Genomic DNA, 18,550 nt, shown 5'->3' on the forward strand with positions numbered 1-18,550 from the left:
AAGCGCACTCACATGAGGAAGCGGCACGGGGCTTGCTTTTTAACTGTTATGAATTCGAAAACGACATTTTCCCGACGCATGGCATCATTTCCCGGCAGCTTACACTGCGCGGTTGCCGCGCTGTGTTTTTTCAGTGTCTGCCAACCGGCGCAGGCCGTGCTTTTAAGCGTGCCTGATCAACTTATCGGCGCGACCCAAGGGTTTCTTGAATTCTCTGTCGAGGACTATCAGGCCACGACACATTTAGAGGGCCGCTATCAGATACAGGTCAATACACTGGATCCACGGATGACGCTGACCCAGTGCGACAAGGAATTGACAGCCAGCCTCGAAAGTCCTGCCCAACCCATCGGCCGTGTCACCGTAAAAGTTCGTTGCGAAGGAACCTTGCCGTGGACGGTTTACGTGCCCGCACAGGTTCATTTATTTCGCCAGGTGGTGATTGTGAAGCGCCCCCTCAAACGCGCCTCGATCATTGGCGAAGATGACGTTTACATGGCTGAACGTGACATCAGTCAAATGCCTCAGGGCTTTATGACCTCGATTGATGATGCCATCGGGCAGAAAGTGACCCGACAAATGATCAACGATCAGGTGCTTACGCCGCTGCAGTTGGAGCAAGCCGAGGTTATTCGCAAGGGCGATCAGGTGATCATCACCGCTAAAAGCGGCACACTCCAGGTGCGTATGCCGGGCGAAGCGCTATCCGACGGTGGAATGAGCGAGCAAATCAGGGTGCGGAACTTGAATTCGCAACGCGTGATCAAAGCGCGGGTAACCGCACCGGGACAAGTTGAAGTCGCCTTGTGATTGCTGGCGTGATGGTGCAGAGTTTCCTAGACTGATTCAGCCTGCGACGGCGTTACCCTCACTTCAATTAAGCGCTAAAGTTATTTCGTGTTTGGCCGAAAACAAGGCAAGCGTCCAAACACTTAGAGGTTTTTAAAAATGGTCATCGACTTTAGTCGTTTAAACAGCACTGCACCTGCTACGGGCAGCTCGCGCTCCGGTACCACCAAGGAGACCAGCACCACCGTTGCGGACTCCTCCAGCGCGACCCCAAAAGCAAGTACCGTCAGCCAGTCCAGCGGAGAAGCGGTGCACCTCAGTGATGAGGCTCAGCGACTGCAAACCATCGGCGATAAAGTGCGCAGCCAGCCCGTCGTCAACAGCGCCCGCGTGGCCGAGTTGAAGCAGGCCGTTGCCGACGGCAGCTACACAGTCGACAGCGGCCGCGTCGCCAGCAAACTGCTTAATTTCGAAGCCCAGCGCTAGCCTTAGGCTTGCGCGGGCTTTTGGACGCTTAAAACCCAGAGCCAGCCATGCACGACACTACTCTGCTGCAACTGATCAACGATGACATGGCGCCAGCACAACATCTGCTGGAGCTACTGCAGGCCGAATCCCTGGCTTTGCATGGCCGCGACCTGTTTTTGCTGGAGGAAATCCTCGCGCAAAAGCAGGCGCTGGTGATCATGCTTGAGCAGCGTGGCCGCAAGCGCAGTCAAATTCTTATCGACCTCAAGCTGAGCCCGGACCGGGACGGCCTTGTTGAATTGGCAGGCCATTCGTCTGTAGGCGAAGCGCTCCTCACGCAGGGCGATATGTTGGCCGGCCTCATGTCCGAGTGCCGCACTACCAACCAGCACAACGGCGTATCGATTCAGTTACAACAGGCGACCACCGCCAACCAGATGAAGATTCTGACCGGGGGCGATGCGCCAACGCTCTACGACAATCGCGGATCTACCTCCCGGTTCACCAAGCCGCGCCCTCTTAGCCAGGCTTAAATTCCTGTATCAAGGCGTTACACATGCTGGCAAAATGCTGGCGATTGAGAGCTATAGTATTCTGCTTGGGATGATGAACAGTGTTCAATGCCGTAAACGCGGAAGATGCTCCGCAACCGCCAAAGGTCCTCACTACGTCGCTGGAGATTTCCGCTAATTTGCGGTTGCTTCTGGACAGTCACGACCCGTTGATCATTACGTTTCATGAACGCACCCAGCGCTTTCAGAGTTTTCTGATTGAAGTCGACCGCGACAGCAACAGCCTTGCGCTTGATGAAATGATCCCGCGCGACGGTGAGCGTTTCTTGACCAATGGCGAAGCCTATCGCGTCGAAGGCTTCCACGACGGCGTGCGAATCGCTTGGGAAAGCGTGGATGCCCTGACTATCGACGATGGCGAGCACCGCTGCTACAGAGGCGTCCTGCCCAAAGAAGTGGTTTATCACCAACGCCGCAATGCCTTCCGTGCAGCGCTGAAACTGGCCCAGTTGGTAAATGTGGAGATTGGCGGCGACAAACTCTTGTCACCTATTAATGGCAAGTTGCTGGATATTTCCGCCACCGGCTGCAAGCTGCGTTTTGAAGGTGATATTTCTGACCGGCTACAGTTGGGTCAGGTTTATGAGCGCTTTATCGCCGCCCTGCCCTTTGGCAAAATGACCGCGCCTGTGGAGCTGCGTTACCTGCACTACGAAGAGCGCATCGACGTGACCTTTGGCGGTATCCGTTTTCACAACATGAGCGGGCTGGTGCAACGGCAGGTTGAGCGCTTTGTGTATCAATTGCAGCGCGAAGCGCGGCGATTCGATAAAGACGACGACTTCTGATCAGACCTGTGTCTGTTGGCTAAGGGCCCGGCGCAATTTCCTCCGCAAACGCTTCGCCAACAAGCTGGCCGCTACCGAAGCGGTCATAATTAAATTGTAGAGTCCCTGTGGCTTGCCAACGAAATCGCTAACGCAGACGACACAGGTTTTAGGTCGAGAGAAGCGCCGCCATTCAGGCCTCTTCGCAGGCAAGCCGGCTCCCACAGTTGACGGCTCCTTTTCTTAAACAGACTCTTTCTCAGCATTCTCTGCCGGTTGTGGCTCGCCCTCGACCGGCGCTTGCATCTGCTCTTGAACGACTTGTTCATCCACCCGTGGATCCAGAGCTACCACCAGCGGTGAGCTGGACATGCTGTCTGGCATGGCGACGTGGTGCAGCGGCGCATCTTCGACCTGGTGCAAGTTGGTCACGGAGTCGGGTCGAATTCTTAGCGCCAGGGCCAAGGCGGCAAAACAGACGAAGGCGTACAGCATGTTGCTGCCAAACATCTTCATCAGCACACCCGCTGCCAACGGACCGATGCTGGCGCCAATGCCGTAGGTCATCAGTAACATCGCGGTCAACGACACCCGGCGCTCCCCTTCCACGTGGTCGTTAGAAAAGGCCACGGCCAACGGATAAAGACAAAATTGCATCAGCGATGCAAAGAAGCCGACGACGAATAAAACCTCCACCGGCACTTGAGGCATGACCGCCAACGGAAACGCGATCAACGCCAGCGCAGCAGCAAACGCACGAATCAATACCGCCCGATCGTAACGATCCGACAGGCGACCCAGTGGCCATTGCACCACCAGCCCGGCCAAAATGCAGCTACCCATGAACAAACCCACCGTCTCGGTGGGAAGTCCTTGCTGGGAGGCGTACAACGGGGCCAAGCCGTAGAAAGCGCCAATGATCAACCCGGCAGCCAATACCGTACTCAGGGATTGCGGCACGCGCTTGAGAAAAAATCGAGGTTCCAGCGGCGCAGGGTGCATGGGCGCCGGGTGAATGCTGCGGGTCATTGCCACAGGCACAAGACACAGGGCGAAGCACAGCGCCACCAACATCAGCAGTTCAGGCCCCAACGAAGGATGGATGACCAGAATCAATTGACCCAGCACCAGCCCCAGGTACGACGCGATCATGTAGCCGCTGAACACGGCGCCGCGCAGCTTGGCTTGAGCCTGCTCGTTAAGCCAGCTTTCGATCACCATGTACTGGCACATCATCCCCAGGCCGACAATCATCCGTAGGAACAGCCAAGCCGGTAACCAGTCAATCAGCCCATGTCCCAACACGGCAGCGCTGACGATACCGGCGCACGTTGCGTAGGCGCGAATGTGTCCGACACGCCCGATGAGCCGGTGGCCGATTTTTCCGCCCAGCACCAGCCCGAAATAGTTGGCGGCCATCAGCCCACCCACCCACAGACCGTCGACATTTTCTGCCCCCAGGCGCAAGGCGAGGTAGGTACTTAACAAACCAGAGCCGATGAGCATCATCAGCGAGGCGAAATAAAGCGCTCGAAAAGATTTCCAGATTTGGCGCATTGCGGTCCAGACGTTCCTATAAAAAGTGAGGAGTTACCCGGACGGGCAACCCCCAAACAACAGTTTCTAAGCCTGAGCGGCCAATACGCGCCGCTCCCAGGGCGTGATTTCATCAAAGAAGCTGGTCAGCTCCATGCTCTTCGAGGCGACGTAACCGTCAATGAATTCACCGCCAAACAGCTCTTTCGCCAGTTGGCTGCGTTTCAGACGCTCTAAGGCGGCATGTAAGGTACATGGCAACGACAAGTTATCCGGCACTTCAATTTCGCCCTGCATGGCCGCCGTGGGTTGCAGCTCATGTTCAATGCCATACAGACCCGCCGCAAGGCTCGCGGCAATGGCCAGATAAGGATTAGCGTCAGCGCCAGGGAGACGATTCTCTACCCTTCTGGCAACGGGCGCACTCGCCGGAATTCGCAAACCCGCTGCGCGGTTGTCGTAGGACCAACACGCATTGTTCGGCGACGCGTAGGGATGGCACAAGCGCTGATAAGAATTCACGTTGGGTGCAAATAGCGCGGTGAAATCCGCCATGGCCGCTTGCTGGCCACCGATGAAATGTTGGAATGCCGCCGTCTCGTTACCCTGCTTGTCACTGAACACGTTGTTGCCAGAGTGCAGGTCTACCACGCTTTGATGGATGTGCATCGAGCTGCCGGGCGTATGCGCCAACGGCTTGGCCATGCAAACCACAATCAGGCCATGCTTGAGCGCGACTTCCTTGAGCAAGTGCTTAAACAGAAACGTCTGGTCGGCCAGCAACAAAGGATCGCCGTGCAACAGGTTAATCTCAAACTGACTGACGCCCATTTCATGCATGAAGGTGTCACGCGGCAAACCCAGCGCTGCCATGCAGGCATAGACCTCGGTAAAGAACGGTCGCAAGCCATTATTGGAACTGATGCTGAACGCCGAATGCCCGTCTTCCCGACGACCATCCAGGCCTGTTGGTGGCTGGAACGGCTGGGCGGGGTCGGAATTGGGCGCAAAGACAAAAAACTCCAGCTCAGTCGCCACCACCGGTGCCAGCCCAAGAGCGGCATAACGTGCAATTACCGCTTTTAGTTGAACGCGGGTCGACAGACTGGACCCTGCGCCCTCCAAGTCATCGGCGTCACAGATCGCAATAGCTCTGGGCTGCACGCTCCAGGGTAGACGATGAACCTGTGTCGGATCTGCCACCAGTGCCAAATCACCGTCATCACTGCCGTAAAAGCGTGCCGGCGGATAACCGCCCATGATGCATTGCAGCAAAACCCCACGGGCCAATTGCAGCCGCCGACCCTCAAGAAACCCTTCGGCGGTCATGACCTTCCCCCGAGGCACCCCGTTCAGATCAGGCGTTACACATTCAATCTCATCAATGCCTGCCAATCGCTGCGCGAATGAACTGTGGTCATTAACCGTCATGATTCAAATCCTTGATAGCGACAAAAGCCGTTCAACGGCAACCCGTACAAAATACGCATCACCTGTTCGAGATTTCAAGCACGGCTTTTCAGTGCGTTTTTTAGTAGCGCAAAACCCACGGATTGGCCGATAAATTGCTAGTTCCAGAGCGTCCTACGATTAGTTGCCATTTTTATGGCAGTTGGGTGATTTTAAATCCGCAAGCGGCGCATCAGCAAACTGCTCGGCTGAGTGACACTCCTCGAATTAGCAAGAGTATGGCAACTAATGAAAACGCTGATCCCTGTCGCAAGTCCGCTGCTGCCACCCTTAGAGGAGTTCATCCCCTATCTCGAGGAAATCTGGAAGACCAAGCGTTTGACGAATGGCGGCCCTTTTCACCAACAGCTCGAAAAGGAGTTGGCGGACTATTTAGGGGTGAAATACCTTTCATTATTTGCCAACGGCACCCTGGCACTGGTCACCGCGCTGCAGGCGTTAAGGATCAGCGGGGAAGTCATCACTACACCCTATTCATTTGTAGCCACCGCGCATTCTCTACTTTGGAACGGCGTCAAACCGGTGTTTGTGGACATTGATCCGCACACCTACAACCTTGACCCGGACCGTCTTGAAGAAGCTATCACGCCAGCGACCACCGCTATCATGCCGGTCCATTGCTACGGCATTCCCTGCAATGTCGAGCGAATTCAGGAAATCGCTGATCGCTACGGGCTCAAAGTTATTTACGATGCCGCACACGCTTTCGGGGTCCGCCATAACGACCAGAGCCTGCTGTGCCATGGCGACATGTCGATACTTAGCTTTCATGCCACAAAAGTGTTCAACACCTTTGAAGGCGGGGCAATCATTTGCCCCGATGCCAAGACCAAACAGCGCATCGATTATTTAAAAAACTTCGGCTTCGCAGACGAAGTGACTGTAGTCGCGCCCGGCATCAACGGCAAGATGAGTGAAATAAACGCTGCGTTTGGGTTGCTGCAACTCAAATATATCGACGCTGCGCTACAGCGAAGAAAGCGGGTTGATACCATTTATCGTGAGGCCATTGCCGCGATCCCAGGCATCGAACTGGCCTGGACGGTGCAAGACGGCCACAACTATTCTTATTTCCCAATACTCGTGGGCCCTGGCTTCAGCCTCTCAAGAGACGCTTTGTACGAGCGCTTCCGCGAACAGAATATTTTGGTTCGCCGCTACTTTTATCCGCTGATTACAGAATTCCCCATGTACCGGGGACTGGAATCAGCGCGAAAAACGAACGTGCCTTTCGCCGACGATATTTCCCATCGAATACTGTGCCTGCCCATTTTTGACAGCCTTACGGATGACGAGATTGAACGGGTCATTCATCTCATTAGCTCTGCCGCCAGCGAGTCTCTTTAATATGCGTACATGCCCTGTCTGTTCAACGCGCTTTCCAAATTTTTTGCCGTTGCCTGCAAGCTATTTCGAGATATTCAATCGCTTAAATGCTGCCTATTCTTTGGACGATTTTGAAACGCTCAACCTCGGTCAATACGGTTGCCCTAACTGCGCTGCCTCAGACCGAGACCGTCTTTATGCCCTGTTTGTCAATCAAATACTAGGCCGCTCCAATGACAGCCCTATGCGAATTCTGGACATTGCGCCCGCACCGGTTTTATCTAAATTCTTGCGTGCGCTTCCCAATGTTGAATACCGCTCCGCCGACCTGTTCTCTCCCTTGGCGGATGATACTGTCGACATCATGGATATGTATATCTACCCGGATAACGCGTTCGATTTCATCGTGTGTTCGCACGTTTTGGAGCATGTGCCTAATGATGCCCTCGCGATCGCAGAGCTCTACCGAGTGCTGTCGCCTGGAGGAATAGCGATCCTCATGGTACCTATACTGCTGACGGCCACCGAAACAGATGAAGACCCACTGGTAACAGACGTCAATGAGCGCTGGACGCGTTTTTGCCAAGATGACCATGTACGTCTTTATGCTAAAAACGATTTTTTGAATCGTTTAAAGACCGGCGGCTTCCACGTGATTTCTCTGGCAAGTGGCGCCTTTGGCAGTGGGACGTTCACTGAGCACGGCATTACTGAAAAGTCAGTATTACATGTCGGTCAAAAAATGTGACCGACTGACCGATGATCCGATTCACGCCGATGGACCAATCGGCGCTTGAGTCATGATCGAATGCCCCTGAATAAGAATTCCTGTTTTAGAATTAGGTATATAGATGAAGCCCTCTCGACTGGTCAGTATTGCTATTCCCGCCTACAAAGCCATTTACTTCGAGGCAAGCATAGCCAGCGCGCTGAGTCAGAATTACGATGAAATCGAAATCGTTATCTGTGATGATTGCCCAACCGAAGAAATTGCCATCATTGTCGAAAGAATACAAAAAACCAGTCATTGGCCGATCCGCTATTTTCGAAATGAAGTACGGCTGGGTGAAACAAAGAACGCGGCGCGGTGCATTGCAGAGGCCAAAGGGCATTACATAAAATTCTTATATGACGATGACATTATTCTCCCCGATTGCGTGCGCCTGCTGGTCGATGTGCTGGAGCGTAATCCTGAAGTCATTTTGGCGAGTTCGCGCCGCCAGTTCATCGATGAAAATGATGACTTTAGCCCAGTAGACCGCGCCATATTCTTTCCATTTGATCAAAATACGATTATAGAAGGGAAGTCGTTGGTTTCGTTTTTAGGCCAACATATTATTAACTTTATCGGCGAACCTTCATGCGTCATGTTTCGGCGGGCAGATGTATTAGCCTTCGGTGATGATCTCATGTCATTAAATGGGAGAGTCAGCAAAACGTTGGGAGATTTGACCATTTACGTGAAGTTGCTACGCGCTGGCAACTTGGCAATCATCAAAACTACACTGTCTTACTTTCGTATCTCCACGGTTCAGTTCAGCCACCACCTGCGCGAGAATAACACCCTCGGGTGGGACGACCATCAATTTCTCAAGCAAACATTAGACGAATTAGGCTGGATAAATCACGAGATCGCTAATTGTTTAATAGGCGTAGCGCCGTTTGGCGACCCTCTGAATTTTAAACCTTTCAACCTGCTCAAAATTTTCGTTCCTAACGCTGTTACGACCGACAGCGCCATCAATGTTCAAGGATGGTTAAAAAAACGAGTAACCCCTGCCGGTCAGCGCCTGCTGTTAGATCAGCGCCTAAGCAAACCTGGAGCCCCCACATTTCTAATTGTCATTTCTAATTTGGACAACGACGCGAAAAAATTACTGAGTTCGTTGACTAGCCTGTCTACGAACGAATCCAAGATTACCGGGCTGTGCGTTGTTGTGCTGTCGGCTTACGACGACCTTCCCGATAAAGATTTTGGCACGGCATTGATGTGGGCAGAAGCAACGGTGGATAACCGCTCACTGGTTATCAATGACTTGGTTGCTCAGTCCAGTAGTGCGCAATGGATTATCTTAATCGACGCAGGCACAACGTTTACCCACAGTGGCCTACAGTCGGTCGCCCTGCAATTGACGGCCATTACCACTAACCAAGCAGTGTACGCCGACGAACTTTATCGCCAGCCTGGAGATGCACCAGGACCTGTACTGCGTCCAGATTTCAACCTTGACTACCTGCTAAGTTTCCCCCTCGTCACGTCCAAACACTGGTTATTCCATCGGGCTGCGTTCCTTAATGTAGGTGGACTTGACCCGCATGTTCCTCACGCCTTGGAGTTCGACCTAATTCTTAGATTGATCGAACGCCACGGGATGGAAGGATTCGGGCATATCAGTGAGCCTTTGCTGGTTTGCGATGCACCTAGCGCAGAGCAAAACGCTGATGAACACTCAACGCTCCAACGCCACCTTCATGTCCGGGGTTATGAAAATAGCCAGGTCATTCAGACATTACCCCGGCGCTACCATATCCAATACGGTCATGCTGCTGTACCGGTTGTATCGATAGTCATTACCTTGAACGGCCATCTAAACAGCTTGATTCGTTGCGTAGAAAGCATTTTAGAAAAAACCACTTACCAGCAATACGAACTCTTGATTATCGATAACCACAGCCAAGACCCCGATACCGTTGACTGGCTGGCCGGGATCGAGAGCATGGGCAGCGAAAAAATCAAAGTGGTGAGATGTGCGCATACGTTGAATTATTCAGCGAGCAACAACCTGGCAGCACGACATGCTAAGGGTGAATACCTTGTCCTGCTCAACGATGAGACGGCGATTCTCCAAAATTCCTGGCTTGATGAATTGCTCAACCACGCCATGCGCCCAGAGGTCGGTATTGTAGGTGCCAAGTTATTAGATGCCGAGGGCAATATTCAACATGCCGGTTTTGTTTTAGGGTTAAATGGGCCGGTGCAAAGTGTATTCATGCAACAACCACATTTGGGCCCTAGCTATATGCAGCGCCTGGAGGTGGACCAGAATTACAGTGCCGTTTCCGCCGCGTGTCTCATGGTTCGCACGTCACTCTTTAACGAGGTCGACGGCTTGGACGAAGTGCAGTTTGGCAGCGCCTACAGCGATGTCGACCTGTGTCTGAAAGTTGGGGCACACGACCTTCTAGTCGTTTGGACGCCGCATGCGTCGCTGCTGTATGAACCACGCTTAAATACGGCAGGCTCGGAGGAAGCCGACACCCTGGATTTGAAAAACGGCGAAGAGGGGCTGTATGCCAAGTGGTTACCCATTATCGGCAACGACCCTGCTTACAATAAGAATTTCTCCCTGACGGGCGCTGATTTCCACCTGCAATTCAACAGTGACCTGACATGGCGACCGCTCTCGTGGCGGCCGCTGCCGGTGGTACTGTGTCATCCAGCGGCACCGTGGGGTTCTGCCGCCTATCGGTTGATAAAACCGTTTGAGACATTGCGCGACACCCTTCGCCTTGACGGCGCGTCCACTCCAACACTGCTGTCGATGAGCGAACTGGCTCAGTTCAATCCTGATTCAGTTATTCTTCAGCGGCACCTGGATGAACACGGTCTGGAATCGTTGCGCCTGTTCCACGCATATTCAAAAGCCTACACCGTATACGAAATGGACGAATATCCACTTTCCATAGATAACGTCGATAACGTGCAATCGCTCCAAGCGCTTCGCAGCTGTTTGAATTTGGTTGATAGGGTTGTGGTTTCCTCGGCGGGGCTTGCTGATGCGCTGTCGAGCATGCATTCAAATATTCACATCTTGGAAGATCGCCTGACGTCGGACTGGTGGCTTGGCCATCAATCGTTACGCCGTCAAGGCAATAAACTGAGAGTTGGTTGGGTGGGTGAAGCGCAACAACTGGATGACCTGGAACTCCTTATTGACGTAGTGAAAATTCTCGCCCATGAAGTCGAATGGGTCGTTATGGGTGATTGTCCGTTAGCAATAAGACCCTATGTCCATGATTGTCGACCCTTGCCCTTCGTTGAAGGTTACCCCGCGTCGCTGGCAAGCCTGAACTTAGACCTGGCACTCATACCGCTCAAACAAACCCTGTCCAACGAACTCAGAAGTAATCTGATGGTGCTGAAGTACGGCGCTTTTGGAATACCGGTTATCGCCAGCGACATCCGTTGTTTCCAAGATAGTTTGAACATCACACGGGTAAAAACCACGACTGCGGCATGGGTAGAAGCCATCCGCGCCCATATCAACGACGCCGACGCGTCTGATCACATGGGTGATGAATTGCATCGTCAGGTCACAGGCAATTGGATGCTCGATAAAGACCACGCTGATCATTGGTTAGCCGCCTGGTTGCCTGACTGATAGTGATAACGGTCATGTCTGGGTACACTTGGGCTTCTCGCCATCAACACCGTCGTAGATGATGTTGACGGCGGAACTCATGGGTACCCAGACTTTCCTCAGACCTCAAGCCTCTCAATGAAAAAAATCCCAGTCAGCATCAGCGACATCGCCAGGCGGGTGAATATGACGCCGACCACGGTGTCGCGGGCGTTGAACAAGCCTGACTTGGTCAAGCCCGCCACCTTGGCGCGGATACTTGAGGTGGCCCGTGAGCTTGATTACGTGCCGAATGCGTTTGCTCGCGGCCTGAAGAGCAGTGAAAGCCTGATCCTTGGGGTGATCACTGCGTCTGTGGATAACCCGTTTTACAGCGTGATGATCAAGGCAATTTCCCGAGAAGCGAAAAAGCACGGCTACACCATCATGCTGGTGGACACCGATGGCTTGGACGAGCTGGAAACCAAAGCCGTGGAAACGCTGTTGAGCTACCGTGTGGCCGGGATCATCTTGTCGCCGGTCTCGGATGAGCCGGGCTATCAACCGGATTACCTGGCGCGCTTGAGTTCAGGCGAAACACCGGTCGTCATGCTCGACCGGGTGCTGCACAACAGCGCGTTCAGCCAGGTCGCCCTGGACAATTATCAAAGCGGTTTCAAAGGTGCCCGGTACCTGCTTGGGCAGAACCCGAATATCGAGCGTTTGCTTGTGTTGACCGGCCCTGAGCACTCACACATCACCGAACAACGCTTGAGTGGGTTTCGCGCCGGCCTTGAAGGCCACGGTAGGCCGGTGCAGGTGGACGTTTGCCCTGGCGATTACACACTTGAACCTTCACACCAAGCCACCCTCGCCTACTTGGCTCATAGCCGGCCAGACGCGATTTTTGGCTTCAATCAACTCATCACCCTGGGCGCCATGAGCGCATTGCGCGACATGAATATCGCCCACGACAGTGTGGTGATCTGCGGTATCGACCGGCTGCCGTTTGCCGATATTTTCGGCGTGCCGATTGCCTGTATTGCTCACGATGCCGAACGGGCTGGCACCAGCGCCGTGAGTCTGTTGCTCAAACGCATCCACCAACCCCATGCGCCGCAGGAACAGGTGGTGATTGTCGGTGAGTTGGAAACCGGGATTCAGCGGCTGGTGTAACCGCCATCGATCGCTAGGCTCACGCCGCTGATCATCGACGCGGCTTCGCTTAGCAAAAACAGAATCGGTCGGGCCACTTCCGCTGTTTCAGCAAAGCGTCCGAGGGGAATCGCCGCCAACGCTGGGTCGCGTTTTTCCGGGGCGCTCCAGACCTGTTGCGCCATGGGCGTCAGGGTTACCGTCGGGTTGACACTGTTGACCCGAATCCCAAACTTGCCCCACTCCGCACATTGCACCCGGGTCATGGCATCCAGCGCCGCTTTCGACGCGCAATAACTCAGATGATCATCCAATGCCACCAGCGACGCCTGGCTCGACACATTGACGATGCTGCCGGCAATCCCCGCCGCGATCATGCTTTTCGCTACCCGGCCTGCGACGAGAGCGGCTGCGCGAGCATTGACTGCCATCACCTGATCAAACGACTCGGCGGTGACTGAATCAGCTGCTTCAAGGTTGGCGATGCCGGCGCAATTGACCAACCCGTGCAGGGCCGGAAACGTGCTCAATGCCACTTCAAGGGCCGCACTGTCGGCGATGTCCAAACGCAGGACATGGCAGCCCTGCGCTTCCAGTTGCTTCAATGCCGAGGGTTCACGGCCAATCGCAAAGACTTCGGCACCCGCGGCCAGCAGTTGTTGCACCACTTCCCAACCAATGCCGCTGCTGGCACCGGTCACCAAAAAGCGTTGATCACTAAAGTCGAAAGACATCCGATCCATGCTGCAAACCTCTGAGTGGTGTTACCCAATAAAACAGAGTCTCAAGGAGCCAACTTGTTGGCTCCTACAGATACCCGGATTAAGCCTGCTGCAAACGGTGCATGATCGGTCTAAGCGCCGGGTACAGGTTCAGGTAGTCGGCAAATGCCGCGTCGTAAACGGCGACATGTTCGGCCACCGGCTCAGCGCGCAGGCGTAGCTTGATCCAGCCTTCATCAACCTGCTGGTCATCCACCAGACCCACGCTGTGCGCCGCCAACAAGGCGGCGCCCATTGCCGCTTCGACGTCCTGGACGATGGTGTAAACCGGGTAGTGGGTGATGTCAGCGATGATCTGCATCCACAGGTCTGAATGACTAGCGCCACCCACCACAATCAACCGAGGGTCCAGGGAATGCGCGCCGCGTGCCCCGGCTTCGATGTTGTGCCGCAACGCAAAGCTGACCCCTTCCAGCACCGCGCGGTACAGGTGAATACGGCTGTGATACAGGGTCAATCCGACGAAACTGCCGCTGGCTTTGGCGTCCCAGATTGGGCTGCGCTCGCCCATCAAATAGGGCAAGAACAGCAAACCTTCGCTGCCCGCTGGAATCTTTTGCGCCAAACGCTCGAGCAGTACGTGGCTGTCTTCCCCGGTGTCCAGCGCCTGCTGCTCTTCGGCCTGACAAAACTGCTCGCGAAACCAACTGATCGACGCCCCGGCGGTGATGGCTCCGCCAAAAATATAGAGGTCCTTTTGACCGTTATACACGTGGGGCATGCTGACCAACCCGTGGCGTGCATCCACCTGCTGATTCAAATAGCCCCAGCACATGCTGGTGCCAATCATGGCCACGTGGTTGCCCGGCTGGGTAACGCCGGCGGCAAAGGTTGCCATGGCCGCATCGACGCCACCGGCCAACACCGGTGTTCCTGTCTGTAATCCCAAGCGCTCAGCCCAGCTGCCGAGCAATCCACCCACCGCTTCGCCGGAATACAGCAGCCGCTCAGGCATCATTTCCGAGGGGATGCCCAAGGCCGCGAGCAGCTCTTGAGACCAGCGACGCTCAGCAACGTCATAAACACCGCCGATGTTGCCCGCCGAACTGTGGTCCACGGCGATCTCGCCGGTCAGGCAATAGTTGAGGTAACTGTTGGGCGGCAGCAGGTAACGCATTTTGGCCCACACTTCTGGCTTATGTTGCTTGAGCCAGAGCATTTTGGTGAAGCCGTAATAACTGTCCACCGAGTTGCCGGTAATTTGATACAGGCGCTCCAGATCGACGTGTTGCCGAACCCACTCAACCTGTTCTTCCGCGCGCCGGTCCATCCAGATCAGGCACGGGTGCAGCGGCTGCATATTGGCGTCCACGGCAATCCCGGATCCGCCGTACAAACTGCTGATGCACAGCGCTTTGATCTGTTCTTTCGCAACGCCAGCCATACCCACGCAGCGCGCAACGCAGGATTCAACCGCGTCGAGCCAGACCTGCGGCCATTGTTCGGCCCAGCGCAATTTTGGCGTGTCGACCCGGTAACCTTGACTGTGCTGAGCGACGATGTTGCCCGTGCTGTCGACCAGCAGCGCCTTGGTGCTTTGCGTGCCGACGTCCACACCGATTACATAGTTCATCATGGCGTTCGCGCTCTAGATTACGGGCTTCAACAGCACTTTGATTGACTTCACCGAGTCTGCCAGGGCGAAGGCTTCGGCATAGTCATCCAAACCAAAATCGTGGGTAACGATGCCTTTTGAGGTGATCAAACCGCGCTCGAACAAGTCGATGGCAACCGGATAGCAATACGGGCCCAAATGCGCGCCACGCACGTCAAGTTCCTTGCGGTCGCCGATGATCGACCAGTCAGCACTGGTTTCAGCACCGAACACGCTGAACTCGACAAAACGACCGAGTTTGCGGATCAACTCCAGACCTTGGGTGACACCTGCGGGTACCCCGGTGGTTTCGATGTACACGTCGCAACCGTAGTTGTCGGTAAGGCTGTTGATAACCGCTCGGGCGTTGTCCCGGGACGGGTTGATCACCACGTCGGCACCGAGCTTCAGCGCCAGCTCCAGGCGCTCATCAACCATGTCGATGACCACCAGCTTTTTCGGGGTCTTCAGCGCGGCGATCTGCACCATGCACAAGCCAAGGGTGCCTGCCCCAGCAATGACCAACACATCGTCGAGTTGAATGTCACCTCGGTTAACGGTGTGAATCGCGCAGGACATTGGCTCGATCAGCGCCGAATCTTCCAGGCTCACCGATTCGGGAATCTTGTGGACGATGGCGGTCTTGGGGATGCGCATGTATTGCGCCATACCGCCCTCGGCCACTTCGCGCTGGAAGCCAAAGATATTGTGCACTTCGCACATCCAATACTTGCCGGTTTTGCAGAAACGGCACTTGTCGCAGGGCACGATTTGCTCAGCGATCACCTTGTCGCCGATCTGCACGCCGAAGTGCTCTTCAGCACCCTCGCCCGCTTCGACGACGTAGCCGAAAAATTCATGGCCCGGTACCACGGGCGCCTTGACCCACGGGCTCTCGCCGCCCCAAAACATCGCTGCGCCGGAGTGGCATTTGCAATCGCTGGCGCAAATCCCGCAGGCGGCGATGCGAATCACCAGTTCGTTAATCCGCGCTTGGGGCTTGGCGATCTGCTCCAGGCGATAGTCTTTAGGGCCGTGGCAAACAACGGCTTGCATGGCGTGTTCAGGTTTATCGTTCATGAGGCTCTACCTTTATCAGCGTGTAGTTATCGTTGTAGGGGCGCGCTTGCCCGCGATCGGCTACGCAGTAGTTGAAAATGAGGCAACTCGGTTTTCCGGTCTGAACTGGGTTGCACATTGGGACCGCTTCGCGGTCCATCGCGGGCAAGCGCGCTCCTACAGGTTTGATCTATTTATGCCGCTGGCGGCTGATGTAGATCGCCAACAAAATGATCCCGCCCTTGATCACACTTTGGACGTAGGGCGAAACACCCAGCATGTTCAGGCCGTTGTTGAGGACGCCCAGCAGTAATGCGCCCACCAACGTCCCGAGAATCACCCCGCGACCACCGGCAATTGAGGCGCCGCCGAGCACCACGGCGGCAATCGCATCGAGTTCGAACGACACCCCGGCGTTGGGCTGGCCGCTCATCAATCGCGAGGTCAATACCAGACCCGCTATGGCGGCGGTCAGGCCACTGATGCCGTACACCAGCAACTTGAAGCGCGCCGCCCGTACCCCGGACAAACGCACCGCTTCTTCGTTGCCGCCAATGGCATAGATATAGCGGCCAATTCGCGTGTGTTGCAGCAGCACGTATGCGAAGAAGTACGTGAGCAACATGATCAAAATCGGCACTTGAACGCCGAACAAGCTCTCGCGACCGAAAAACCCAAACCAGTCCGGCAGGCCGGAAATCGGGTAGCCATCGGTGTACATCAAGCCCAGTCCGCGGGCGATGCCCATGGTGGCCAAGGTCACGATGATCGGTGGCATCTGCAGGTAAGCGACGAACAGCCCGTTGCCCAGGCCAAAAGCGATACCGATCAACATTCCAGCACCAATCGCCAACGGCGGTGGCAGGCCTGCGGCCATCAAGCCTGCGGTCAAGGTGCCGGATAAGGCCATGACCGGACCCACCGACAAGTCGATGCCGCCGGTCAAAATCACGCAGGTCATGCCCACGGCGATGATCGCGTTGATCGACACCTGACGACCGATGTTTGCCAGGTTTGCCGAGGTGAGAAATTTATCGCTGGCAAAGACCATCACCAGGGTCACGATCACCAGGCCCACAAACGGCAGAAAGGCCGGTGAGCGCATGAGCTTGGCCAGATTAAGGCGCAGCACCGCGCCGCCGAGGGTGTTAATGGACGTATTCACGTTGAGTGTTCCCCGTTGCATGGCGCATGACCTCCTGCGGATTGACGTCGGACGATTCCAATACGCTGACGATCGCCCCTTTGTGAAACACCGCGACGCGGTCACACATGCCAATGATCTCGGGCAGTTCCGAAGAAATCATGATGATCGCGAAACCTTTCTCGGTGAGCTTGCGCATCAAGGCGTAGATCTCGGCTTTGGCACCCACATCAATCCCACGGGTTGGCTCGTCAAACACCAGAATGTCGCAGTGATGGTTAATCCAGCGGGCAATCACGACCTTCTGCTGATTCCCGCCGCTGAGGTTGAACACCCGGCTTTCACAGCTGGGCGCCTTGATTGCCAACTGGCTCATCAGCCCTTGGGTGGTGTGGGTTTCTTTGCTTGTGTCCAGCAATCCGCCACGGTTTTCGTACTTCTTCAGGTTATTCAGGGAGATGTTTTCGCGGATGCTGAAATCAACAATCAGCCCCTCGCTCTTGCGGCTTTCCGGCAGTAACCCGATGCCCAGTTTTAAGGCCTCGGCCGGGTCGCGCAACGCCACCTGCTGGCCGCGCAGCCGTACGGTTTTAGCGATCACCGGAATCGCACCGAGAATGCCCAGTGCCAGTTCGGTACGCCCCGATCCCACCAACCCGGCGAAACCCAGAATTTCGCCCTGATGCAAATCAAAGCGGTTATGCGGACCGTTGCGGGTCAGTTGAATATCGTCCACCTGCAACAGCACCGCACCGCGCTCGGTCTGGGATTTCGGCGGAAAACTGTTTTCCAGACGGCGACCGACCATCATCTCAACCAAGCGGTCGATGTCGCTGTCAGCCACGTCGGTGACACCGACGTTTTTGCCATCGCGCAGCACACTGATGCGGTCACATACTTGGAAAATCTCTTCCAAATGGTGAGAGATAAAAATCACCGCCACGCCTTGGCGCTTGAGTTCGCGCATGATGTCGAACAGTAATTCGGCTTCGCTGGGAGTCAGGGTGGCGGTGGGTTCGTCGAGCACCAACAAACGCGCATCAAGGTTCAGCGCCTTGGCGATTTCGACAAACTGTTGTTCGGCAACGCTTAGGGCTTTCACCGGGCAATGAAGGTTGATGGTCACCCCGAGCCGCTTAAACAACTCCCGCGCCTTGACCTCCATGTCACTTTTACGCAGCAGGCCAAAACGGTTGACCCATTCGTGACCGAGGAAAATATTTTCCACGGCGTCCAAGTAAGGAATCAGGCTGAACTCTTGAAAGACGATGCCGATTCCGGCGGCAATCGCATCGTTATAGGTCGCGAACTGCTGCGCCTGACCATCGATCAAAATACTGCCTTCATCCTGATGCTCGACGCCCACCAGAATCTTCATCAGGGTTGATTTACCAGCGCCGTTTTCGCCGAGCAAGGCGTGGATTTCGCCCCGTTCAACTTGCAGGTTGATCGCGCTGAGCGCCTGCACGCCGGGGTAGCTCTTGCAGATATTTTCAAGTTTAAGAAGACTGCTCATGCTCAGGTGCTCCGCGCCAATCCTTCGAGTTC

General features: G+C 55.1%; 15 protein-coding genes. 8 read left to right on the forward strand and 7 right to left on the reverse strand.

Features of this window, described 5'->3' with window-relative positions; translation table 11 throughout:
* Nucleotides 1-48: 48 nt before the first annotated feature.
* The 4 genes from flgA (at nucleotide 49) to RHM65_RS23165 (ending at nucleotide 2,617) form a co-directional block, all read left to right on the forward strand.
* Nucleotides 49-810 (forward strand): flagellar basal body P-ring formation chaperone FlgA, encoded by a 762-nt coding sequence (gene flgA, locus RHM65_RS23150; RefSeq protein ID WP_322168405.1) that lies wholly within the window; start codon nucleotides 49-51, stop codon nucleotides 808-810.
* A 138-nt stretch (nucleotides 811-948) separates the two neighbouring features.
* Nucleotides 949-1,275, forward strand: a complete 327-nt coding sequence (flgM, locus tag RHM65_RS23155) for a flagellar biosynthesis anti-sigma factor FlgM (protein WP_322168403.1) — start codon at nucleotides 949-951, stop codon at nucleotides 1,273-1,275.
* A 47-nt stretch (nucleotides 1,276-1,322) separates the two neighbouring features.
* The gene (locus tag RHM65_RS23160) at nucleotides 1,323-1,790 is read left to right on the forward strand and encodes a flagellar protein FlgN (RefSeq protein ID WP_322168401.1); all 468 of its coding nucleotides are present in this window, start codon (nucleotides 1,323-1,325) and stop codon (nucleotides 1,788-1,790) included.
* A gap of 80 nt (nucleotides 1,791-1,870) precedes the next feature.
* Nucleotides 1,871-2,617, forward strand: coding sequence for a flagellar brake protein (locus RHM65_RS23165; RefSeq protein ID WP_322168399.1), 747 nt, complete (start codon nucleotides 1,871-1,873; stop codon nucleotides 2,615-2,617).
* A gap of 222 nt (nucleotides 2,618-2,839) precedes the next feature.
* Here RHM65_RS23165 and RHM65_RS23170 read toward each other — a convergent pair whose 3' ends face one another.
* Nucleotides 2,840-4,153, reverse strand: coding sequence for an MFS transporter (locus tag RHM65_RS23170; RefSeq protein ID WP_416194761.1), 1,314 nt, complete (start codon nucleotides 4,151-4,153; stop codon nucleotides 2,840-2,842).
* Nucleotides 4,154-4,219: 66 nt separating this feature from the next.
* Nucleotides 4,220-5,461: a glutamine synthetase family protein gene (locus tag RHM65_RS23175; RefSeq protein ID WP_322170823.1), complete on the reverse strand. Its 1,242-nt coding sequence runs from the start codon at nucleotides 5,459-5,461 to the stop codon at nucleotides 4,220-4,222.
* 369 nt (nucleotides 5,462-5,830) lie between these two features.
* Between RHM65_RS23175 and vioA the strand changes: the two genes are divergently transcribed.
* The 4 genes from vioA to RHM65_RS23195 all read left to right on the forward strand — a co-directional run bounded on the left by vioA (nucleotide 5,831) and on the right by RHM65_RS23195 (nucleotide 12,444).
* Nucleotides 5,831-6,949, forward strand: coding sequence for a dTDP-4-amino-4,6-dideoxy-D-glucose aminotransferase VioA (gene vioA, locus RHM65_RS23180; protein ID WP_322168397.1), 1,119 nt, complete (start codon nucleotides 5,831-5,833; stop codon nucleotides 6,947-6,949).
* A gap of 1 nt (nucleotide 6,950) precedes the next feature.
* Nucleotides 6,951-7,676: a class I SAM-dependent methyltransferase gene (locus tag RHM65_RS23185; RefSeq protein ID WP_322184093.1), complete on the forward strand. Its 726-nt coding sequence runs from the start codon at nucleotides 6,951-6,953 to the stop codon at nucleotides 7,674-7,676.
* A gap of 103 nt (nucleotides 7,677-7,779) precedes the next feature.
* On the forward strand, nucleotides 7,780-11,310 hold the full coding sequence (locus tag RHM65_RS23190; RefSeq protein ID WP_322168393.1) for a glycosyltransferase: 3,531 nt from the start codon (nucleotides 7,780-7,782) through the stop codon (nucleotides 11,308-11,310).
* Nucleotides 11,311-11,427: 117 nt separating this feature from the next.
* Entirely contained in the window at nucleotides 11,428-12,444 is a 1,017-nt protein-coding gene (locus tag RHM65_RS23195; RefSeq protein ID WP_322168391.1) for a LacI family DNA-binding transcriptional regulator, read from the forward strand.
* Here the strand turns inward: RHM65_RS23195 and RHM65_RS23200 are convergent.
* The 5 genes from RHM65_RS23200 to RHM65_RS23220 form a co-directional block, all read right to left on the reverse strand.
* Nucleotides 12,429-13,166 carry an SDR family oxidoreductase gene (locus tag RHM65_RS23200; RefSeq protein WP_322168389.1) on the reverse strand — a complete coding sequence of 246 codons (738 nt, stop codon included), beginning with the start codon at nucleotides 13,164-13,166 and terminating at the stop codon, nucleotides 12,429-12,431. The genes RHM65_RS23195 and RHM65_RS23200 overlap by 16 nt on opposite strands.
* Before the next feature lie 79 nt (nucleotides 13,167-13,245).
* Entirely contained in the window at nucleotides 13,246-14,778 is a 1,533-nt protein-coding gene (locus RHM65_RS23205) for an FGGY-family carbohydrate kinase (protein WP_322170820.1), read from the reverse strand.
* A 15-nt stretch (nucleotides 14,779-14,793) separates the two neighbouring features.
* Nucleotides 14,794-15,879 (reverse strand): alcohol dehydrogenase catalytic domain-containing protein, encoded by a 1,086-nt coding sequence (locus tag RHM65_RS23210; RefSeq protein WP_322168387.1) that lies wholly within the window; start codon nucleotides 15,877-15,879, stop codon nucleotides 14,794-14,796.
* A gap of 169 nt (nucleotides 15,880-16,048) precedes the next feature.
* Nucleotides 16,049-17,044, reverse strand: coding sequence for an ABC transporter permease (locus RHM65_RS23215; RefSeq protein ID WP_322168385.1), 996 nt, complete (start codon nucleotides 17,042-17,044; stop codon nucleotides 16,049-16,051).
* Entirely contained in the window at nucleotides 17,007-18,518 is a 1,512-nt protein-coding gene (locus RHM65_RS23220) for a sugar ABC transporter ATP-binding protein (protein WP_322168384.1), read from the reverse strand. The genes RHM65_RS23215 and RHM65_RS23220 overlap by 38 nt, the downstream gene beginning before the upstream one ends.
* Between the last annotated feature and the right edge of the window lie 32 nt (nucleotides 18,519-18,550).

This window comes from Pseudomonas sp. CCI4.2 (assembly GCF_034350045.1).
GTDB lineage: Bacteria > Pseudomonadota > Gammaproteobacteria > Pseudomonadales > Pseudomonadaceae > Aquipseudomonas.